This is a genomic window from Kitasatospora sp. NPDC059803 (assembly GCF_042732255.1).
Taxonomy (GTDB): domain Bacteria; phylum Actinomycetota; class Actinomycetes; order Streptomycetales; family Streptomycetaceae; genus Kitasatospora.
The window spans coordinates 1-18,556 of the sequence record NZ_JBHWIJ010000163.1 but is presented as its reverse complement, the minus strand read 5'-3'; the positions used below and the strand labels follow the sequence as shown (position 1 = coordinate 18,556).

Annotated in this window: 15 protein-coding genes and 1 tRNA gene; 2 read left to right on the top strand and 14 right to left on the bottom strand. The window is 71.8% G+C overall.

Translation table 11 applies throughout. From position 1 onward, the window contains the following. Window positions 1–389: 389 nt before the first annotated feature. The 4 genes from galE to ACFV6I_RS24125 form a co-directional block, all read right to left on the bottom strand. Complete coding sequence (gene galE / locus ACFV6I_RS24140) at window positions 390–1,352, bottom strand: UDP-glucose 4-epimerase GalE (protein ID WP_063348055.1); 963 nt, start codon at window positions 1,350–1,352, stop codon at window positions 390–392. 151 nt (window positions 1,353–1,503) lie between these two features. After that, window positions 1,504–2,172, bottom strand: coding sequence for a LuxR C-terminal-related transcriptional regulator (locus ACFV6I_RS24135; RefSeq protein WP_063348056.1), 669 nt, complete (start codon window positions 2,170–2,172; stop codon window positions 1,504–1,506). 195 nt (window positions 2,173–2,367) lie between these two features. Then, window positions 2,368–2,443, bottom strand: a tRNA-Thr gene (locus tag ACFV6I_RS24130). A 206-nt stretch (window positions 2,444–2,649) separates the two neighbouring features. Continuing rightward, window positions 2,650–3,099 (bottom strand): helix-turn-helix domain-containing protein, encoded by a 450-nt coding sequence (locus ACFV6I_RS24125; RefSeq protein ID WP_079135662.1) that lies wholly within the window; start codon window positions 3,097–3,099, stop codon window positions 2,650–2,652. 180 nt (window positions 3,100–3,279) lie between these two features. Here ACFV6I_RS24125 and ACFV6I_RS24120 point away from each other — a divergent pair, with 180 nt between their 5' ends. Beyond that, the gene (locus ACFV6I_RS24120) at window positions 3,280–3,876 is read left to right on the top strand and encodes a flavodoxin family protein (protein ID WP_063348057.1); all 597 of its coding nucleotides are present in this window, start codon (window positions 3,280–3,282) and stop codon (window positions 3,874–3,876) included. Window positions 3,877–3,896: 20 nt separating this feature from the next. Here ACFV6I_RS24120 and ACFV6I_RS24115 read toward each other — a convergent pair whose 3' ends face one another. From ACFV6I_RS24115 to ACFV6I_RS24100, 4 genes are all read right to left on the bottom strand, one after another. After that, entirely contained in the window at window positions 3,897–5,264 is a 1,368-nt protein-coding gene (locus ACFV6I_RS24115) for an MFS transporter (protein WP_380427553.1), read from the bottom strand. A 90-nt stretch (window positions 5,265–5,354) separates the two neighbouring features. Further along, a complete protein-coding gene (locus tag ACFV6I_RS24110; RefSeq protein WP_380427551.1) occupies window positions 5,355–6,629 on the bottom strand; it encodes a S8 family serine peptidase in 1,275 nt (424 codons plus the stop codon). Between the two features lie 132 nt (window positions 6,630–6,761). Beyond that, window positions 6,762–8,441 (bottom strand): WXG100 family type VII secretion target, encoded by a 1,680-nt coding sequence (locus ACFV6I_RS24105; RefSeq protein ID WP_380427549.1) that lies wholly within the window; start codon window positions 8,439–8,441, stop codon window positions 6,762–6,764. A gap of 43 nt (window positions 8,442–8,484) precedes the next feature. Next, a complete protein-coding gene (locus ACFV6I_RS24100) occupies window positions 8,485–8,931 on the bottom strand; it encodes a hypothetical protein (RefSeq protein WP_380427547.1) in 447 nt (148 codons plus the stop codon). 417 nt (window positions 8,932–9,348) lie between these two features. Between ACFV6I_RS24100 and ACFV6I_RS24095 the strand changes: the two genes are divergently transcribed. Further along, window positions 9,349–11,247 carry an FUSC family protein gene (locus ACFV6I_RS24095; RefSeq protein ID WP_380345626.1) on the top strand — a complete coding sequence of 633 codons (1,899 nt, stop codon included), beginning with the start codon at window positions 9,349–9,351 and terminating at the stop codon, window positions 11,245–11,247. A 56-nt stretch (window positions 11,248–11,303) separates the two neighbouring features. Here ACFV6I_RS24095 and ACFV6I_RS24090 read toward each other — a convergent pair whose 3' ends face one another. From ACFV6I_RS24090 to metG, 6 genes are all read right to left on the bottom strand, one after another. Then, window positions 11,304–13,163 carry an ABC-F family ATP-binding cassette domain-containing protein gene (locus ACFV6I_RS24090; protein WP_380345624.1) on the bottom strand — a complete coding sequence of 620 codons (1,860 nt, stop codon included), beginning with the start codon at window positions 13,161–13,163 and terminating at the stop codon, window positions 11,304–11,306. 188 nt (window positions 13,164–13,351) lie between these two features. After that, window positions 13,352–14,269 carry a 4-(cytidine 5'-diphospho)-2-C-methyl-D-erythritol kinase gene (locus tag ACFV6I_RS24085; protein ID WP_063348063.1) on the bottom strand — a complete coding sequence of 306 codons (918 nt, stop codon included), beginning with the start codon at window positions 14,267–14,269 and terminating at the stop codon, window positions 13,352–13,354. Beyond that, entirely contained in the window at window positions 14,266–15,189 is a 924-nt protein-coding gene (gene rsmA, locus ACFV6I_RS24080) for a 16S rRNA (adenine(1518)-N(6)/adenine(1519)-N(6))-dimethyltransferase RsmA (RefSeq protein ID WP_380345622.1), read from the bottom strand. Before rsmA ends, ACFV6I_RS24085 begins: the two co-directional genes overlap by 4 nt. A gap of 28 nt (window positions 15,190–15,217) precedes the next feature. After that, a complete protein-coding gene (locus ACFV6I_RS24075; protein ID WP_380427545.1) occupies window positions 15,218–15,841 on the bottom strand; it encodes a Uma2 family endonuclease in 624 nt (207 codons plus the stop codon). A 70-nt stretch (window positions 15,842–15,911) separates the two neighbouring features. Next, entirely contained in the window at window positions 15,912–16,790 is an 879-nt protein-coding gene (locus ACFV6I_RS24070) for a TatD family hydrolase (RefSeq protein WP_063348066.1), read from the bottom strand. Next, on the bottom strand, window positions 16,790–18,409 hold the full coding sequence (gene metG, locus ACFV6I_RS24065; RefSeq protein WP_380427543.1) for a methionine--tRNA ligase: 1,620 nt from the start codon (window positions 18,407–18,409) through the stop codon (window positions 16,790–16,792). The genes ACFV6I_RS24070 and metG overlap by 1 nt, the downstream gene beginning before the upstream one ends. Window positions 18,410–18,556 lie beyond the last annotated feature (147 nt).

Sequence of the window (18,556 nt, the reverse complement as noted above, 5' to 3'; positions counted from 1 at the left end):
GCGCGGGCGCGGGGGGGGCGGCGCGCCCCGCGCCCTGGGCCTCGGCTAAGATCGGGGGGTAGTCGACCACCAGGACGCGGATCCGCCCCATCGTCACTACCCCCCTGCTCAGACCGGCCCGAGCCCGGGGGCGGGGACCGGCCCCGGCACCCGCGGTCCGGGCCCGTCACTCCGCCCGCCCACCGGTGGCCGGTGAGGCCGAAAAAGGGCGCCGGCCCCCACCGGTACCGCACTCAGCGTACGGGCCGGGAAACCCCCTCGTGGCGGTTTGGTGAAGTTTCGTCAGGAGGTGCGCGAGTGGCGGGATTTCACGCCATCACCGGTCGAAGCGGGCAACGCCGAGGCGCCGCCCCCAACCTCCGGGAGCGGCGCCTGCGGGGTCCTGCGGCCTACTGGCCGTGCTTCTCCAGGGCGAACTTCCAGGCGTCGGCGACGATGTCGTCCAGGTTCGGGCGGCGCGGCGTCCAGCCCAGCGCCTCGTGGGCGCGGGCGGCCGAGGCCACCAGCACGGCCGGGTCGCCGGCCCGGCGGCCGGCCGCCTGCACCGGGATCTCCCGGCCGGTGACGCGCCGGACCGACTCGATCACCTCGCGCACCGAGAAGCCGCTGCCGTTGCCCAGGTTGCAGATCAGGTGCTCGCCCGGCTTGGCCGCGTCCAGCGCCAGCAGGTGCGCGTCGGCCAGGTCCGCGACGTGGATGTAGTCGCGGATGCAGGTGCCGTCCGGGGTCGGGTAGTCCTCGCCGTACACCGCGATGTGCGGGCGCTGACCCAGCGCTGCCTGGAACACCAGCGGGATCAGGTGCGACTCGGGGTCGTGGCGCTCCCCGTACGCGCCGTACGCACCGGCCACGTTGAAGTAGCGCAGCGAGACGGCGGCCAGCCCGTGCGCGACGGCCTCGCTGGTGATCAGGTGGTCCACGGCGAGCTTGGTGGCACCGTAGGCGTTGGTCGGCGAGGTGCGGGCGGTCTCCGCGATCGGCACGACCTCCGGCTCGCCGTAGACGGCGGCGGTGGACGAGAACACCAGCTTGCGCACACCCGCCGCGCGCATCGCCGCGACCAGCTCCAGCGACCCCGCCACGTTGTTGCGCCAGTACTTCTCCGGGTCCACGACCGACTCGCCGACCTGCGAGGAGGCGGCGAAGTGCAGCACGCCGTCGAAGGAACCGTCCAGCACCCGGCCGGCCTCCTGGACCCGACCCTCGACGAACTCGGCACCGACCGGGACGCCCTCACGGAAACCGGTGGAGAGATCGTCCAGGACGGTCACCTGGTGCCCCGCCTCCAGCAGGTGGGCGGCCACCACGCTGCCGACGTAGCCGGCGCCACCCGTGACCAGGTACTTACTCATGATGAGACCTCCAACGGGCGACGGTCCGCCGGATCAGCGGCGGCCGTCGATGACGTGTGTACGACTGAGGCTATTCTCCCTGCCCGCCGGAGTGCCCAGGACCACGTGAACGGGCCACCCGGGAGCCGGTTTCACGAAACCCGAGCCCCCCTCAGCCGCCGGCCATCCGCTCCAGCAGCCCGGTACGGGCCGCCACCGCGGCCGCCTCCAGCCGGGTCCGCGCACCGAGCTTCATCAGCACCCGCTGGACGTGCGTCCGGGCGGTGCTCGCGGCGATCCGCATCCCGGCGGCGATCGCCGCCGTGTCCTCCCCGTCCGCGATCCGGGCCAGCACCTGCACCTCACGACGGGTCAGCAACCGCAGTAGCCGCACCGCCTCGTCGTCCGGCTCGGCGACCGGCCGCAGCAACTGGTCGAAGGCCCCGCGCAGCACGTCCACGGCCACCGCCGCCTCGCCCGCCCGAGCCCGCCCGATCGCCCGCTCGACCACCCCGATCCGCTCGTCGCTCGGCACGTACCCCGCCGCCCCGGCCGCGAACGCCCCCGCCACACCGCGCAGTTCACCCACCGGCCCGAGCACGATCACGGCCACCTCGGGGCGCTCCCGGCGAATCCGGCGCAGCCCGTCGAAAGCCGCCGGCTCACTCGGCGCGGCCACCCCCAGCAGACACACCTCCGGCCGCCGGCCGACCACCAGATCAGCCGCGACCCCGGCCGGGCAGCCGACCGCGAGCACCCGGTGGCCGCGCAGCTGCAACGCCGTGGCCAGCGCCTCGGCCAACAGCCGGTGATCGTCGACCACCACGAGTCGAACGCCCATGACGCCCTCCCGGTCGGGGTTCGGCTCGCGCCCGCACCCCATGGGCGGGCGGCCGATGACGCACCATCACAGCGCATTCCGTACCCGACCCGCTAGGCCGCCGCGTTCGGCCGCCGCACTGGGCCGCCGTCTTGGACCGGGCGGCCTGATCGGGGAACAGCAAAAGGCCCTCGCCATGAAGCGAGGGCCTTCGAATGGAGCCCCCATGCGGAATCGAACCGCAGACCTTCTCCTTACCATGGAGACGCTCTACCGACTGAGCTATAGGGGCTTGCCGGGCTTTCACCGGGCCGGTCGAACAAGGAAGACATTACACGGCTGGCGGCCCGGAAGGGAAATCGGCTCCGCGGCCCCGGCGCATGCCGGACCGACCCCCGGCGGGCGGGCACCCGGCCCTCGGCACGGGCCCGGTCGGCCTTCGGTACGGGGCTGGTCAGCCCTTGGCGCGGGCCCGGCCAGCCTTCGGCGCGCGCATGGTCAGCCTTCGGCGTGCGTCTCGTCGAACTCCTCACGGGCGGCCAGCATCTGCCCGGTTCGCTGCTCCGTCCAGCGGCCGAGCGGCGCCAGCAGCACGGCCAGCTCCCGGCCGAGCGGCAGCAGGTCGTAGACCACCCGCGGCGGCGTCTCCGGGAACACGGTGCGGCGCACCAGTCCGCTGCGCTCCAGGCTGCGCAGCGACTGGGTGAGCATCTTGCGACTGACCCCGCCGACGCCACGCTGCAGTTCGGAGAACCGCTGCTGCCCGCAGGCGGCGAGGCTCATCAGGATCAACATCGACCACTTGTCGGCCAGTTCGGCGAACATCGCGCGGCTGGGACAGAGCTGGGCGAAGACGTCGAGCTCCTGCTCCCGGTCCTGCCCGCCCTCCCGCTCCTGCCCCTGCCGCCCGGTGCCGCTCTCCACCCGGGCCGCTTCCTCCGTCGTCATGCCGTCCAGGGTAGCCCCGCGGTCTCCAATCCACCCTTGGTAACCAATGGAGACTTGGTCTATATTGGAGACCAGGCCGGCGGGTCGAGGTGCGACAGCACGCCCCGCCGTCGCTCCTCGGCTTGTCCTTGCCTTGCCTTGCCCCTGCCCGCACCCGTTCCCGTACAGGAGTGCCCCCATATGACCGCCATCCGCCCGACCGTCGCCCTCGCCTACCACTCCGGCTACGGCCACACCGCCGTCATCGCCGAGGCCGTCGCCCGCGGCGCCGCCGCCGCCGGCGCCGAGGTCGTCTCCATCGCCGTCGACACCATCACCGACGAGCAGTGGGCCCAGCTCGACGCCGCCGACGCGATCGTCTTCGGCTCCCCCACCTACATGGGCACCGCCTCCGGCGCCTTCCACGTCTTCGCCGAGGCCACCAGCAAGCGCTGGTTCTCCGACGCCTGGCGGGACAAGGTCGCCGCCGGCTTCACCAACTCCGCCTCCAAGAGCGGCGACAAGGCCGGCACCCTCGGCTTCTTCCAGACCCTCGCCGCCCAGCACGCCATGAGCTGGGTCAACCTCGGCCTCAAGCCCGGCTGGAACGCCACCACCGCCACCGAGAACGACCTCAACCGCCTCGGCTTCTTCAACGGCGCCGCCGCCTCCAGCCCGTCCGACGCCGGCCCCGAGGCCGTGCACAAGGCCGACATCGCGACCGCCGAGTACCTCGGCGAGCGGGTCGCCCAGCACACCGCCGTCGTGCTGGCCGGCCGCGCCGCCCTCGCCGGCTGACCGCACCGCACGGTCGGCACCTACGCCGCCGGGTCCGCCCCCAGAAGGGGCGCCCGGCGGCGTCCGCCGTCCACCGCCCCCAACTCCGCGCCGCCGGTCTCCGGCAGCAGCCACAGGCAGCCCAGCGCCACCACGCCCAACCCCACCAGGTACCAGCCGACCGGCTCCGCCGTCCCGTACGCCTCCGTCAGCCGCGTCGCCACCAGCGGCGTCGTCGCCCCGCCCACCACGCCGCCCAGGTTGTACGTCAACGCGGCACCCGTGTACCGCACCCGGGTCGGGAACAACTCCGGCAGGAACGCCGCCACCGGCCCCATCAGGCACCCCAGCACCACCAGCGCACCCGCCAGCGCCACGAACATCAACGGCCAGCGCACCGTCTCCAGCAACGGGAACAGCACCAGCGACCACCCCGCCGCCAGACCCGTCGCCCAGCACAGCGTCCGCCGCCGCCCCCACCCGTCACTGCGCGACGCGCTCACCCACACCGTCACGCCCATGCCCAGCGCGCCCACCAGCAGCATCACCAACACCAGCGAACTCGCCACCCCGAGCCCGGACGTCGCGTACGCCAACGCGTACGTCGTGGTCAGGTAGAACAGCGCGTACCCCACGGTGATCGCCCCACAGCCCAGCAGCACCGTGCGCCAGTGCCCGCGCAACACCTCCACCACCGGCGCCCGGTCCCTCGGCTCGTCCGGCCGGAACAGCGGCGTCTCCTCCAACCGCAGCCGCACGAACAGCCCCACCGCCACCAGCCCCAACGACGCCAGGAACGGCACCCGCCAGCCCCACTCCCGGAACGCCCGCCCGTCCAGAACGAGTTGGACCGCCAGGAACACCCCGTTCGCCAACACGAACCCGCTCGTCGGCCCCAACTGCAGGAACGCCCCGTACCGCCCCCGCCGCCCGGCCGGCGCGTTCTCCGCGATCAGCAGCGCCGCCCCGCCCCACTCCCCGCCCAACCCCACGCCCTGACACACCCGCAACACCACCAGGGCCACCGGCGCCCACCACCCCCACGACCCGAACCCCGGCAACACCCCCACCGCCGCCGTAGACAGCCCCATCAACAACAGCGACACCACCAGCGTCGCCTTCCGCCCCACCCGGTCCCCGAAATGCCCGAACACCACCGCCCCCAGCGGCCGGGCCAAGAACGCCACCGCATACACCGAGAACGCCGCCAACAGCGCCCCCACCGTGCCCAGTTCAGGAAAGAACACCGACCCGAACACCAAGGCCGCCGCCGTCCCGTACAAAAAGAAGTCGTAGAACTCGATCGCCGTACCGATCAGCGCCGCAGCCGCCGCACGCCTCAACTGCCCCGCCCGCCGGGCTTCCTCCGCATCCATACCACCACCCTGGACACCAGCCCGCCCCGCCACCAGCCCCCACCCGAGTGACCCCCGCGCACACCCCCACCCCACGCGCCCCCGGCTCAACACCCGAGGCGCACACCAGCGCAGGCGCCCAGATCACCGCACGTACGGGTCCTCCCCCGGCGGCACCACAGGCCGCCCACCCGCCTTCCGCCGCCGCAACACGACGAACACCACACCGGCGACCAGCACCAACCCACCCACCACACCGGCCACAACCGGCAACGCACCACCCGAACCAGAGGACTTCTCCACCCTCGGCTCCACCGACGGCGCCCCCACGGCCACATCACTCGGACTCGGAGCCGCCGAACTCGGCGAGGGCGCCGAAGTAGAAGTAGCCGACGGGCTCGCCGAGGGCAAGGTCTGCCCAACCGGAATCGGCGACACATTCGCAGGCCCAGGATCGCCAGGTTCCGTCAGCGCGACGCGAGGCCTGACAACTCCGTACCCGACATCGACACTGCGGACCGACCCATCAGTCGGTTTTCCTGCCGTGTTAATGAGCACCCGGAGAATCTGATTTGCCGTCCATTCCGGATGCGCCGACCACACCAGGGCCGCCGAAGCAGACACGAGTGCGGCCGAGTCCGAAGTCCCGTGACTCTTGCAATAACCAGTCGAAGAGGTACAGGCAGCAAGCATATCCATGCCGGGCGCGGAAAGAATAACCTGCGGCCCCTGCTCAGACTCGGCTGTCGCAATCACATCACGATCGACTGCCCCTACCCCGACAACACCAGGAAGCGCCCCGGGATACTCGACCGGATTGCCCTTCTGCGCTTCATTCCCGACGCTTGCCACTACTAGGACACCCTTGGCCCTCGCAGCCTCAATGACGCCATTCAGATTGGCAACATCTTCCGGCGCGGGAACTGCCGCATTCATACCCTGCGAGATATTGATGACCTTGACACCCTGGTCAACCGCATAGGAAATGGCCTGGCCGATCTGGCCAAGGAATTCATTGGATACGAGCGCCCCGGAAGACCCGTTATTGATCTTCAGAGGAAGAATTTTAACCCCGGGAGCCAGACCTTGGGCACCGGTTCCCCCCATACCTTTGCCCGTCCCGGCAATGAGGCTGGCGATCCCGGTGCCGTGCCCGTCACCGAAGGAGCCCACCCCACCAGAACTGCCGCTGAAATCCTTGCCGGGCAGGAACTGCCCGGCAAGATCCGGATGATCCAGCTTGAATCCGCCGTCGATCACGGCAATCGTGATCCCCTGCCCCTTGGTGATCTTCCACATCTCCGGTGCATGCATCGCGTCCAGATGCCACTGCTGTTGCCGGATCGTGTCTTCGGCAGCCGCCGGCACTGCGACCGGGCCGACCACAACTCCCGCCGCCAAAAGCACCGCAGCGGACATCCGCCAACGAGATCGCGTGTTCGTCCGCCCCATCACAACTCCTCGTCAATCTCTCCGTCGACCGGGGAGCGTGCCCCGAACAGGTCTGCCCGGCCACCGGGAGAGCCCAGTGGCCGGGCAGTCGTTGCCGTCCTACTCAATCACGTCCGGGTTGCTGTGCGGCGTACCGCTGGTCCAGGTCTCCTCGTCCTCGTGGAGGTAGTCGGCCCGCTTGCGGCGATCGCGCTCGTTCCGACCGGAGTGACCCGCCGTTCCAGGGGCCATCATGCCGTTCTGCCCGGAGCGGGCTTCGCCCTCAACGGCTCCCGCAGCGGCAGCCCGGTTACGCAGGCCCGTACCACCCGGCGTGAACTCCCCGCCGGCAGCCGGTCCCTTGCGGCCGCCGACCGCCCCTCCTCCGGTCGAGGTCAGGCCCCGGCCCCGTGAGCTGCCGCCCGAACCAACGGCTCCGGAACCACCACCTATCCCCGGATGCATGCCGCCCACACCGCCCGCGCTGCCGGCCGCTCCCGCCCGCCCCGCCTGGGCCTCACGGGCGCCGAAGACCGTCCCGCTGGGCAGACCCTGGCTGCCACCGGACTTTCCCGGCACCGAGCCGCCGCCGAACGGAGCCGTACGGGCGGGGATCGAGCCGCCGCCCTTGCCTGAGACGGATCCGCCACCACCCCTGGCCGGGATCGAGCCGCCGCCGACCCCGGCCGGGAAACCGGTCACCGGGCCGCCACCCGGACCACCCGGATATCCCGGGGTACCACCGGGGCCACCCGGATATCCGGGAATCCCGTTCGGACCGTCAGGCGGGAGGCTTCCACCACCACTGGGGCCGAGCGGGCCGGTCTGACCTGGCAAGGTCGGCACGGCCGGCAGGCTGTCAAGGCCGGTACCGGGACGGTGGACGGGTTCCGACGGCACAGAGGGCGGCGTCGAGGAGCCCGAGTCCACCGGCGTCGACGGCACCTGGCCACCGCTTCGCGGCGAAATTGGGTCAGTGTGGCCAGGCCCGCCGACCTGGCCTTGCGGACCCGACCCCAGACTCCGAGGCGCGACCGAACCACCACCGTAGTTTCCGCCTGGCGGGCGGTAGCTGCCCCCGGTGCTACCGCCGCCTGCACGAGGGCTACGAACGGAGCCGCCGTAACCGCCCGAGCCGCTGCCACCAGAGGCCGTCGAGGATTCGTACTTGTTGCTACTCGCATCCGGCGTACCCGGCAGAGCCACGTCCCCGAGCCCGGCCAGCTTCGTTGTCGCCGCCTCGTACGCCTGGCCCAGCTTCTCCATCTGGTGGATGGCTTCCTGGTGGGCCTTGTAGACCCGCTGGGAGGCGGCCACAGCCTCCGTTTCTGTGACCCATGAGCAGTTCTGCTTCTTCATCATGGCGTCGACGGTGGCGGTGGTCGGCCCGGTCGGGGTGAAGTTGGCGCTCGTGAGCGCCATCTGGTTGGGCACCCCCTGGGTCGAGCGCGCCTTGACGATGTCGACATCGTCGTGTGGCACGTCCGGCACGGCCACCTTGGCGGTGCTGAGTGCCTCACCGGCCTGGTGCATGGCGTCGCCGGCGGTTGTGGAGTAGTCACCGAGCAACGCGGCGGACTGCTGCAGGTTGCCTGCCCAGGTCTTGAAGCTCTCGGCGGCCGGCCCTTCCCAGCTGACGTTGCCGATGTGCGATTTGAGTGCCGCGCCGAGTTCCTTCAGGACGCGGCCGGCCGACTTCAGCTGGGTGCCGCGACTCAGCACCGTCGTGGGGTCGGTGCTCTGGACCATCTTCTTGAGCTGGGCGTGTCCGACGCCCTCGAAGTTCGTTCCGTCTGCCACTACTTACTCCCCGTTTCCCCGTGAGCGCCCTCGCCGACCACCATCAGAAGCCCTCGCCGCCGGCCCGCGTCGGCGTGGTGCCGCCCGCGTTCTTCGCGACGGCGTTCTGCGCGGCCGTCGTGTCGTCCTCGTTGGCCGAGTAGTTGCCCACCGTCGCTGCGACCGCGGTCTTCATCGCCTCGATCTGCGACACGAAGTCCTTGTGCAGCTTGACGAGCTGGGTGTGCACCTTGTCGTAGGCCGCGGTCAGGGCCGTTGCTTCGGCGAACTCCGCGCTGGCGAAGCTTCCGCCGGTCAGTTTCTGTTCCTGGAGTTTGTACGGGGCCGCCGGGGAGCCTTCCATGGCCTGGAGCAGGGCTTCGATCTTCTTGGCGAACGCGGTGAGTGTGTCGAGCTCGACCTTGACGTCCTTCTTGCCGAAGGCGGACACCAGGTCGGCGGCGCTGACGTTCGTCTGCACGGTGCTGACGAGGGGGCCGAACCCCATCATGTGGCTGAGCATAAATGGCGTGATGTCACCGGACGTGTCCGGACTGGCCCCCGTGTTCGGTGGAACCTCTCCTGCCATAGCAGTTCACCTCTCCCCCGTACGGGCGGTGGTTCGGGGTAACCCCGGGGCCGCCGCTCCGCAACATACCGTCAACTTCTCGGTCGTACAGTGCTGGTCGGTGCACCGCCCGCCCTGGGGGCGGTTTCCGCCTCCGCAATCGTAGCCACCGCCTCTGTCGGGCTGGCAGGGCCCTTGGCCCGCCTGTGCGGGATCGGTACGAACTTGACACGTGCGGCCCTCGGGGGTGCCGTGCCGGGCCCCGGTAGACTGGCGTCGCCCGGTTGGACCGGGTACGCCCCCATCTGCCGCGCAATGTCGCACAGCAGCGTCCCCTGGCCGCAGAACGGACGTGACCTGATGCCTGCAGACGAGTCCGCCCCCTCCTGGTGGGCCCGTGCCGCCCGTCCTTCCCGGCCGCCGTTGCCGTTGGCGCTGATGGCCCGCGCGGCGGTGGGCATGGCGGTGCCGCTGACCGCAGGACTGCTGGCGCACCGGCTGGATCTGGGGGTGTTCGCCGGTCTGGGCGCGATGCACGCGACGATGAACGACCGCGCGGAGCCGGGTGGCCTGCGGGTGCCCCGGATCGCGTCGGCGGTGCTGGCTTCGGCGCTCGGCATGCTGATCGGCACTTCCCTCCAGCACGTGCACGTGTCGGCGGTCGCGCTCGGTGCGGCGCTCACGTTCACGGCGTTCGCGTCCGGCGCGCTGAGTGCGACGGGCCCGCGGGGTTCTGCGGCGGGGATGCTGCTGCTGGTGTCGGCGGCGTTGGGCAGCGGGATGCCGTTGCCGGATCCGTGGTGGGCGGCGGCGCCGATGATGCTGGCGGGTGCCGCGTTCGTGGTGGTGCTGGGTCTGCCGGGGGGCGCGCACCGCCGCCCCGCCTCGGATCCGCGCAACCGTGCGCTGGCGGCCGCGTACGAGGCGTTCGGCCAGACGCTGGCCGATCTGGGCACGCCGCAGGGCGCGGCTTCGCGCCAGGTGTTGACGGCCCGGTTGAACCAGTTGCAGGACCTCCTCCCGCGACCGCACCGCCCGGGGTCGGAGTCCGCCCGTACGGTTCGGCTGCGCCGGATGTACGAGGCGGCGTTGGCCGCCACCGAGGCGGCGACGGGCCTGTTGTGGGCGTGGCGGCCGGTGCCGCCCGAGGTCGCGGAGGTGCCGCTCCGGTTGGCGGACGCGGTCCGGCGGGGCGGCGGTGAGGTCACCGTTCCGCAGTGGCAGCCGGACACGCCGTCCCGGCAGGCCCTGGATGTGGCGTTGCGCGCGGCGGCCGACACCGTGGCCGGCCGGGAGGCGGAGGTCGCTACCGCCCCGGCGCCGCCGCCCGATCCGTGGCGGCTGCGGGTGCGGCTGCTGTCGCGCGGTTCGGTCCGGTACGGGCTGCGGGTGGCGTTGTGCATCGCGGTCGGTTCGGCGGTGACGGCCAGTTACCCGCTCAGCAAGAGCTACTGGGTGCCGATGACGATCGCCTTCGTGTTGAAGCCGGATCTCGGTTCGGTGTTCCTGCGGGCGGTGAGCCGCTCGATCGGCACGGTGCTCGGGGTGGCGGTCACGGCGGCCGTGGTGTCGCTCACGACCGACGCGTGGGTACTGACGGCGATCGCCGCGTTCTGCGTGGCCCTGTTGCCGTACGTGACGGCGGCGCACTACGGGCTGAACACGGTGGCGATGACGCCGATGGCGTTGATCCTGCTCCAGTTGGGCGGGCAGAGCAGCGCGGCCGAGTTCTGGCCGCGGGTGCTGGACACGGTGCTCGCGAGCGCGATCGTGCTGCTCTTCGGCTATCTGCTGTGGCCGGAGCGTCCGCGGCACCGGATCGAGCCCCGGCTGGTGGACGCGGCCACCGCGCTGCGGGCCTATCTGGACGCGGTCACCGGGGACGCGGGCCGGGCCGAGGTGTGGCTGCGCCGCACGGCGTACCGGGCGTTGGAGGACGCCCGCCAGGAGGTGCGGCAGGGTCTGGCCGAGCCGCCGCCGACGGGGCGGCTGGCGGAGCAGTGGCTGCCGGCGACGGCGGCGTTGGAGCGGCTGGGCGGCGCGGTGGCGGCGTTCGCGGCGCAGCTGCGGTACGGCGGCCGGGTGCCGGATCCGGCGGAGGTGGGGCGGGTGCGCCGGGCGCTGGACGAGCTGACGGCCGCGGCCCGCGAGCACCGCCCGCCGACCGGGGCGGCGGCCCGCCCGACGGCGCCGCACGACCCGGCGCGCAGTGCGCTGGGCCGTGCGGCGGACGAGCTGGAGGCCCTGCTGGCCCGGTAGGGCCCGAACGGGATCCCGGCACCGGCCAGGACTCCGACCAGGACTCCAACCAGGACTCAGACCTGCTCGGCCAGCTCCAGCCAGCTCAGCTCCAGCTCCTCCTTCTCCTCCCGGACGGCGCGCAGCTGCGCGTCCAGCTCCGCGACCTTGGAGAAGTCGGCGGCGTGCTCGGCGAGTTGGGCGTGCAGCTTGGACTCCTTCTGGTCCAGCTTGGCGATCTGCCGCTCCATCTTCTGCATCTCCTTCTTCGCCGCCCGCAGGTCGCCGCCCGACAGGGCCGACGCGGCGGTCCCGGCGTCCGGGCCGCCCGCTGCCGCGGCCGAAGCAGCCGAGGCGGTCGAAGCACCAGAGGCGGCCGAAGCGGCGGCGGCGATCGAGGCGGCCATCCGCGCCCGCCGCTCCAGGTACTCGTCGACGCCGCCCGGCAGCATCCGCATCTTCTGGTCGCCGAGCAGCGCGTGGACGACGTCGGTGGTCCGCTCGATGAAGAACCGGTCGTGGCTGATGACGATCATCGAGCCGGGCCAGCCGTCGAGCAGGTCCTCCAGCTGGTTGAGGGTCTCGATGTCGAGGTCGTTGGTGGGCTCGTCGAGGAAGAGCACGTTGGGCTCGTCCATCAGCAGGCGCAGCAGTTGGAGCCGCCGCCGCTCGCCGCCGGACAGGTCGCCGACGGGCGTCCACTGCTTGTCCTTGCCGAAGCCGAACTGCTCGCACAGCTGGCCGGCGCTCATCTCCCGGCCCTTGCCGAGGTCGACGCGCGAGCGGACCTGTTCGACGGCCTGGAGCACCCGGATGGCCGGGTCCAGTTCGACGACCTCCTGCGACAGGTAGGCGAGCCGCACCGTCTTGCCGACCTTGATCAGACCCGACGCGGGCTGCACGTCGCCCTCGGAGGCGTACGCGTCGCGCAGGGCGCGCAGCAGCGAGGTCTTGCCGGCGCCGTTGACGCCGAGCAGGCCGATCCGCTCACCGGGGCCGAGCTGCCAGGTGAGGTTCTCCAGCAGCAGCTTGGGGCCGGCCTTGACGGTGACGCCTTCCAGGTCGAAGACGGTCCTGCCCAGTCGCGCGTTGGCGAACTTCATCAGCTCGGACCGGTCCCGGGGCTCCGGCACGTCGGCGATCAGGGCGTTGGCGGCCTCGATCCGGTAGCGCGGCTTGGAGGTGCGGGCGGGGGCGCCGCGGCGCAGCCAGGCGAGTTCCTTGCGGGCGAGGTTCTGGCGCTTCTGCTCCTCGACGGCCTCGATCCGGGAGCGCTCGGCGCGGGCGAAGACGTAGTCGGAGTAGCCGCCCTCGTACTCGTGCACGGCGCCGCCCTGGACGTCCCACATCCGGGTGCTGACCTGGTCGAGGAACCAGCGGTCGTGGGTGACGCAGACCAGCGCGGAGCGGCGCTTCTGCAGGTGCTGGGCGAGCCAGTTGATGCCCTCGACGTCGAGGTGGTTGGTGGGCTCGTCGAGGACGATCAGGTCGGGCGAGCCGAGGAGCAGCTTGGCGAGGGCGATCCGGCGGCGCTCGCCGCCGGAGAGCGGGCCGATGACGGTGTCGAGGCCGTCGGCGAAGCCGGGCAGGTCGAGGCCGCCGAAGAGGCCTTCGACGATGTCGCGGATGCGGGCGTCGCCGAGCCACTCGTGGTCGGCCCGGTCGGCGATCACCTCGTGCCGGATGGTGGCCGTCGGGTCGAGCGAGTCGTGCTGGGTGAGGACGGCCAGCTGGAGGCCGCCGTTCCAGGTGATCCGGCCGCTGTCGACCTCCTCCAGCTTGGCGAGCATCCGGATCAGGGTGGTCTTGCCGTCGCCGTTGCGTCCGACGACGCCGATCCGGTCGCCTTCGCTGACGCCGAGGCTGACTCCGTCCAGGAGGGCGCGGGTGCCGTAGACCTTCGTGACGGACTCGATGGTGGCGAGGTTGACGGCCACGTCTGCTGCGCTCCTGGGATTGGCGGTCTCGGGGCGGCCCGCCGGTCGCGGCCGGGCACCCCTGTCGGGGACGCCCCGATCTCCCCAGCCTAATGGGCCCGCCGAAGCGCCCTCACCGCCCGCAGTGGCGGGGGCCCGAACCGGCGGGCCCCGTACCGGCGAAGCCCTTAGAAACGTTGGCGGGGTCCCTACGGCACGAGCGCCGCCCCCGGCACCGGCCCGTACGTGGCGTGCGCGGTCCGGCAGGTGCCGGAGGCCCGCAGCGCCTCGGCGACGGCGGCGGCCGCGTCGGCGTCCTTGACGAGGAACGCGCAGGTCGGCCCCGAGCCGGAGACGAGGGCGCCGAGCGCGCCGGCCTCGGTGCCGGCCCGCAGGGTGGCGGCGAGCGCGGGGCGCAGCGAGAGGGCGGCGGGCTGGAGGTCGTTGGCGAGGGCGGCGGCCAGGGCGACGGCATCGCCCTGGGCGAGGGCGGCGAGCAGCGCGGGGTCGGCGTCGGGGGTGCGGACGTCGGTGTCGCTGGAGCCGGTGCCGGCTTCCTCGCGCAGGCGGTCGCACTCGCGGAAGACGGCGGGGGTGGAGAGGCCGCCGTCGGCGACCGCGAACACCCAGTGGAAGGTGCCGTCGACGGTGAGCGGCTGCAGGATCTCGCCCCGGCCGAGGCCCAGCGCGACGCCGCCGAGCAGGGCGAACGGCACGTCGGAGCCGAGTTCGGCGGCCAGTTCCAGGAGGGTGTCGAGGGGGGTGTCGAGCTGCCAGAGCGCGTCGCAGGCGACCAGCGCGGCGGCCCCGTCGGCGCTGCCGCCGGCCATGCCGCCGGCGACCGGGATGGCCTTGGCGATGTGCAGGTGCACGCCGGGTTCGGCGATGCCGTGGTGGGCGGCGAGCAGACGGGCGGCGCGGGCGGCGAGGTTGCTGTCGTCGAGCGGTACGACGTGGGCGTCCGGCCCGGTGCAGGAGAGCGTGACGCCCTCCCCTGCCGTGGCGGTGACCTCGTCACCGAGGGCGACGGCGAAGAACACGTTGGCCAGGTCGTGGAACCCGTCGGCGCGCAGTCCGCCCACCCCGAGCTGGGCGTTGACCTTCGCCGGAACCCGCACGGTGATCACTGGGAGTCCGCCTCCGGCTCGTGCTCGGCGATCTCCGGCTTGTGCTCGGCGATCGCGGGCTTGTGCTCGGCGATCGCGGCGAACTGCTCCACCGTGAGCATCTCGCCGCGCAGCTTGTGGTCGATCCCGGCGGCCGCGAGCGCCTGCTCGGCCCCGGCGGCGGAGCCGGCCCAGCCGGCCAGCGCGGCGCGCAGGGTCTTGCGCCGCTGGGCGAACGCGGCGTCCACGACGGCGAACACCTCCCTGCGGCTGGCGGTGGTCTTCGGCGGCTCGCGGCGGATCAGCGAGACCAGCCCGGAGTCGACGTTGGGGGCGGGCCAGAACACGTTCCGGCCGATGGCGCCGGACCGCTTCACGTCGGCGTACCAGTTGGCCTTGACGGACGGGACGCCGTACACCTTGTTGCCGGGCTTGGCGGCGAGCCGGTCGGCGACCTCGGCCTGCACCATCACCAGGGTGCGCTCGATGCTGGGGAAGGTCGCCAGCATGTGCAGCAGGACGGGCACGGCCACGTTGTACGGCAGGTTGGCGACCAGCGCGGTCGGCGCCGGCCCGGGCAGCTCGGTGACCTCCATGGCGTCGCTGAACACCAGGTCGAAGCTGTCGACCTTGCCGGGCATCCGGGCCGCGACGGTGTCCGGCAGGTGCTGTGCCAGCACCGGGTCGATCTCCACCGCCGTGACGTGCGCGGCCACCTCCAGCAGCGCCAGCGTCAGCGACCCGAGCCCGGGCCCGACCTCGACCACCGCGTCCTCGGCCGTCACCCCGCCTGCCCGGACGATCCGCCGCACGGTGTTGCCGTCGATGACGAAGTTCTGCCCGCGCTGCTTGGTCGGCTTCACGCCGAACGCGGCCGCCAGCTCCCGAATGTCGGCGGCGCCCAGCAGGTGGCTGTCAGGGGTGGGGTCGGTGGTGCTCACGCGCCAAGGATACGGGCGCGCGGGGCCCTCAGAGTTCGACGACCTCGGCGAGGTCGATCTCGACGGGGTACGGCACCGAGGTGCGGAGCACGCCTTCGTGCTGGGCGACGGGCAGGTAGACGCCCTTCTCGTCGTCCCGGTGGAACTCGTGCACGATCGGCAGGTTGTCGAGGCCGCGCTCGACCCGCCAGTAGTACGGGATCTTCTTCTCGGCGTACTGGCCGGGCTTGCGGAAACGGTCGTTGGCCCGGGTGCCGTGGGATACGACCTCGACGGCCAGCACCAGGGATTCCGGCGGCAGGCACTCCAGTTCGAAGACGTCGAGACCGGTCTTGTCGAAGACCACCACGTCCGGCTTGGCCGTGTTGCTCTCGTCCAGGAGGACGCAACGCTCGACGTTCGCCGCGTACGGCGCGACGCGTGCGCTTCGAAGAGCCGTGTACAGCTCGTCGCGCACCTGGTCGTGCCACTGATTCGTCTGCCCCCGGACCACGATGACTCCGTCCACCAGATCCCATTCGAACGGCAGGTCGAATTTCTGAGCCTGCTCGTACGTCCAGCCCTGGGACGGCGGATGTGTCCAGTCGATGCGGTCCTCGACGGGTTCGTCGATCGGCTCGGCGGTCATCGCCACCTCCCTCACTGCACTCATGCTAGTCAGCCTAAGAAGCAGCCGGGAGTGCCGAATCGTTCCGCCGGAATCCGACTTTCGTTCGACCGGCTCAGTACCCGAAGGCCCGGGCCGTGTTCTCCGCGATCGCCGTGGACAGCTCGTCCTCGTGCAGCCCCAGCGTGTCGGCCATCGAGCGGACGGTGACCGGGATGAGGTACGGGGCGTTGGGCCGGCCGCGGTAGGGGTGGGGGGTGAGGAAGGGTGCGTCGGTCTCGACCAGGACGCGGTCGAGGGGGGTGGCGGCGAGGGCGTCGCGCAGCGGCTGGTTGGCCTTGAAGGTGACCGGGCCGGCGAAGGACAGGTACCAGCCGTGTTCGGCACAGACCTTGGCCATCTCGGCGTCGCCGGAGTAGCAGTGGAAGACCGTCCGCTCGGGGGCGCCTTCCGCCAGCAGGACGGCGATGACGTCCTCGTGGGCGTCGCGGTCGTGGATGACCAGGGCCTTGTCATGCCGTTTGGCCATCTCGATGTGGCGGCGGAACGACTCCTTCTGGATCTCGACGCCCTCGGGGCCGGTGCGGAAGTAGTCGAGGCCGGTCTCGCCGACGGCGCGGACCTGCGGGAGGGCGGCGAGCCGGTCGATCTCGGCGAGGGCCTCCTCCAGCGCGGCCTCGCCGCCCGCCTTCCGCTGCTGGCCGGACCAGCCGTCCGCGTCGCCGAGGAAGATCCGCGGCGCCTCGTTGGGGTGCAGGGCGACGGCCGCGTGCACCTGCTCGTACTGGGCCGCCAGTTCGGCGGCCCAGCGCGAGCCGGGCACGTCGCAGCCCACCTGGACGACCGTGGTGACCCCGACCGAGGCGGCCCGGGCCAGTCCCTCGGCCGGGGTGCCGGCCTGCATGTCGAGGTGGGTGTGCGAGTCGGCCACCGCCACGGCCAGGGGTTGCGGCAGTGGCGGCGGGGTCGACCGGGCGTCGTCCTTGGCAGACATCAGGAGGCGGGCTTCTCTTCGAGGCGCGGGAACAGGATCTCGCCCTTGGTGACGGTGCTGCCGGCGGGCAGCTGGCCCCAGTCGGCGGTGGTGGCGATGGTCTGCGCGGCGAGCGCGCCGAGGCCGGCCTCGGCGCCGAGCGAGGTCCACAGCTTCTCGGCGGTGGACGGCATCACCGGGTTGAGCATGACGGCGGTGCCGCGCAGCGCCTCGGCGGCGGTGTAGAGGATGGTGGCGAGGCGGGCGCGGCCCTGCTCCGAGTCGTCCTTGGCCACCTTCCACGGCTCCTGCTCGGTGAGGTAGCCGTTGACCTGCTTGACGAACTCGAAGATCGCCGCGAGGCCGCCGGCGAAGTCCAGCTCCTCGCCGATCTTCCGGTCGGCGGTGGCGAGGGCCGTGGCGAGGCCGTCCGCGATGGCCTGCTCGGCGTCACCGGGGGCCTCGGCGGCCGGCAGCGCGCCGTCGAAGTACTTGCCGACCATGGCGGCGACCCGGGAGGCCAGGTTGCCGAAGTCGTTGGCGAGTTCGGAGGTGTACCGGGCGGTGAAGTCCTCCCAGGAGAACGAGCCGTCGGTGCCGAAGGGGATCGCCCGCAGGAAGTAGTAGCGGTAGGCGTCCACGCCGAAGTGCGAGGTGAGGTCGGTGGGCGAGATGCCGGTCAGGTTGGACTTGGACATCTTCTCGCCGCCGACCATCAGCCAGCCGTTGGCGACGACCCGCTTGGGCAGCGGCAGGCCCGCGGCCATCAGCATGGCGGGCCAGATCACCGCGTGGAAGCGCAGGATGTCCTTGCCCACCAGGTGGACGGAGGCCGGCCACAGTTCGGCGAAGCGCTCCGGGTCGCTGCCGTAGCCGGCCGCGGTGATGTAGTTCTGCAGCGCGTCCACCCACACGTACAGGACGTGCTTCTCGTCCCAGGGCAGCGGGACGCCCCAGTTGAAGGTGGAGCGGGAGATCGAGAGGTCCTTCAGGTCCTGCTCGACGAAGCGCAGCACCTCGTTGCGGGCCGAGGCCGGCTGGATGAAGTCCGGGTTGGCGGCGTAGAACTCCAGCAGTTTCGGGCCGTAGGCGGAGAGGCGGAAGAAGTAGTTCTCCTCCTCCAGCCATTCGACCGGCCGCTTGTGCACGGCGCAGAGCTTCTCGTCCTCGGTGGCGCCGTCGAGCAGTTCGGCCGGGAGCTTGAACTCCTCGCAGCCGACGCAGTACGGGCCGGAGTAGCCGCCCTTGTAGATCTCGTCCTTGTCGTACAGGTCCTGGACGAACTCCTGCACGCGGTCGGTGTGGCGCTGCTGGGTGGTGCGGATGAAGTCGTCGTTGGCGATCTCCAGGTGCTCCCAGAGCGGCTTCCAGGCCTCTTCGACCAGCTTGTCGCACCACTCCTGCGGGCTGACGCCGTTGGCCTCGGCGGTCCGCATGATCTTCTGACCGTGCTCGTCGGTGCCGGTCAGGTACCACACCTTCTCACCGCGCTGGCGGTGCCAGCGGGTGAGGACGTCGCCCGCCACGGTGGTGTACGCGTGGCCCAGGTGCGGGCGATCGTTGACGTAGTAGATCGGGGTGGAAACGTAGTACGCCGGGGCGGTCGCCCCGGTGGTGCTGTGGTCTGCAGTGGCCGCCATGGTCGGAAAGCTTAGTCGGGCCCACCCGCAGCCCTCGACCGGATAACCGCATGACCGGCGACGGCGGGGGGGGCGGCCCCGCGCCGGGCGCGCGGGGGGGGCGCCCGCGCGGGCGCCCCCGCGGGGGGCGGCGCGGGGGGGGGGGGG